Below are 1611 nucleotides of genomic sequence, written 5' to 3'. Positions count from 1 at the left end.
GATTATGACAACGGCGGAAGGGGCAAGCTTAGTAAAGCCCTCGCTAGATTTTAATGCGGGCATTATTTAAATCAAGTTGCCATGTCACTGAATACTCGTCCTAGAAAGGCGTTAGATTGGCTTACACCATTAGAGAAATTTGCTCAGCTTGTTGATTATCATATGGCTTTTGAAACTGTCGCACCTCATGTTTGAATTCGCCCCATATTTTTGCTACAGTGAACCAAATTAAGATCATCTATTTACTAGGCCTCGCATTTGCGGGGTTTTTAATGCTGAATAAAAGGAAAACTTGATGGAATTGCCCAATATTATGCACCCGGTCGCGAAGCTGAGCACCGCATTAGCCGCTGCATTGATGCTGAGCGGGTGCATGCCCGGTGAAATCCGCCCGACGATTGGCCAGCAAATGGAAACTGGCGACCAACGGTTTGGCGATCTGGTTTTCCGCCAGCTCGCACCGAATGTCTGGCAGCACACTTCCTATCTCGACATGCCGGGTTTCGGGGCAGTCGCTTCCCACGGTTTGATCGTCAGGGATGGCGGCCGCGTGCTGGTGGTCGATACCGCCTGGACCGATGACCAGACCGCCCAGATCCTCAACTGGATCAAGCAGGAGATCAACCTGCCGGTCGCGCTGGCGGTGGTGACTCACGCGCATCAGGACAAGATGGGCGGTATGGACGCGCTGCATGCGGCGGGGATTGCGACTTATGCCAATGCGTTGTCGAACCAGCTTGCCCCGCAAGAGGGGATGGTTGCGGCGCAACACAGCCTGACTTTCGCCGCCAATGGCTGGGTCGAACCAGCAACCGCGCCCAACTTTGGCCCGCTCAAGGTATTTTACCCCGGCCCCGGCCACACCAGTGACAATATCACCGTTGGGATCGACGGCACCGACATCGCTTTTGGTGGCTGCCTGATCAAGGACAGCAAGGCCAAGTCGCTCGGCAATCTCGGTGATGCCGACACTGAGCACTACGCCGCGTCAGCGCGCGCGTTTGGTGCGGCGTTCCCCAAGGCCAGCATGATCGTGATGAGCCATTCCGCCCCCGATAGCCGCGCCGCAATCACTCATACGGCCCGCATGGCCGACAAGCTGCGCTGAGCCATGGCTGACCACGTCACCCCCAATCTGCCATCGCGCGATTTCGATGTGACAGAGGCGTTTTATGCGAAGCTGGGCTTTGCGACGAGTTGGAAGGATCGCGGCTGGATGATCCTGCAGCGCGGCGGTTTGCAGCTCGAATTCTTCCCCTATCCTGACCTCGACCCAGCTACGAGCTCGTTCGGCTGTTGCCTGCGGTTGGATGATCTCGATGCCATGGTGGCATTGGTGAACGCGGCGGGAGCCGAGGAAAAAAGCACCGGCTGGCCGCGCTTCAAAGCTCCGCAACTGGAGGCGAGCGGCCTGAGGATCGGCTACCTGATCGATCCCGACTGCACGCTGGTGCGGCTGATCCAGAACCCCGACTGACCGCATGCCCGCGAAAATCAAGATTTGCGGGATCAGCACACCCGAGGCGCTCGATGCGACCATCGCGGCGCGGGCGGGTATAGGAAGTATAAACCACCTTTTTGCTCCTCATCCGAAGTATCTTACCTGAAATT

The 1611-nt window shown here is 57.0% G+C and carries 2 protein-coding genes and 1 pseudogene; all 3 read left to right on the top strand.

The genetic code is table 11. From position 1 onward, the window contains the following. Positions 1-60: 60 nt before the first annotated feature. Positions 61-195 (top strand): annotated as a pseudogene (locus ACOT0L_RS23940) (IS30 family transposase); the annotation flags it as partial. A 100-nt stretch (positions 196-295) separates the two neighbouring features. Beyond that, positions 296-1108, top strand: a complete 813-nt coding sequence (gene blaNDM, locus ACOT0L_RS23935; RefSeq protein WP_421637281.1) for an NDM family subclass B1 metallo-beta-lactamase — start codon at positions 296-298, stop codon at positions 1106-1108. A 3-nt stretch (positions 1109-1111) separates the two neighbouring features. After that, complete coding sequence (gene ble / locus ACOT0L_RS23930) at positions 1112-1477, top strand: bleomycin binding protein Ble-MBL (RefSeq protein ID WP_004201167.1); 366 nt, start codon at positions 1112-1114, stop codon at positions 1475-1477. Positions 1478-1611: the final 134 nt, after the last annotated feature.

The organism is Enterobacter cloacae complex sp. XAL002, assembly GCF_049236805.1.
GTDB lineage: Bacteria > Pseudomonadota > Gammaproteobacteria > Enterobacterales > Enterobacteriaceae > Enterobacter > Enterobacter intestinihominis.
The sequence above is the reverse complement of the archived record's forward strand: the minus strand, read 5'-3'. Positions and strand labels throughout refer to the sequence as shown.

Coding starts and splice junctions, on each gene's coding strand:
- ble (WP_004201167.1), top strand. CDS start 1,112: ATGGCTGACCACGTCACCCCCAATCTGCCATCGCGCGATTTCGATGTG.
- blaNDM (WP_421637281.1), top strand. CDS start 296: ATGGAATTGCCCAATATTATGCACCCGGTCGCGAAGCTGAGCACCGCA.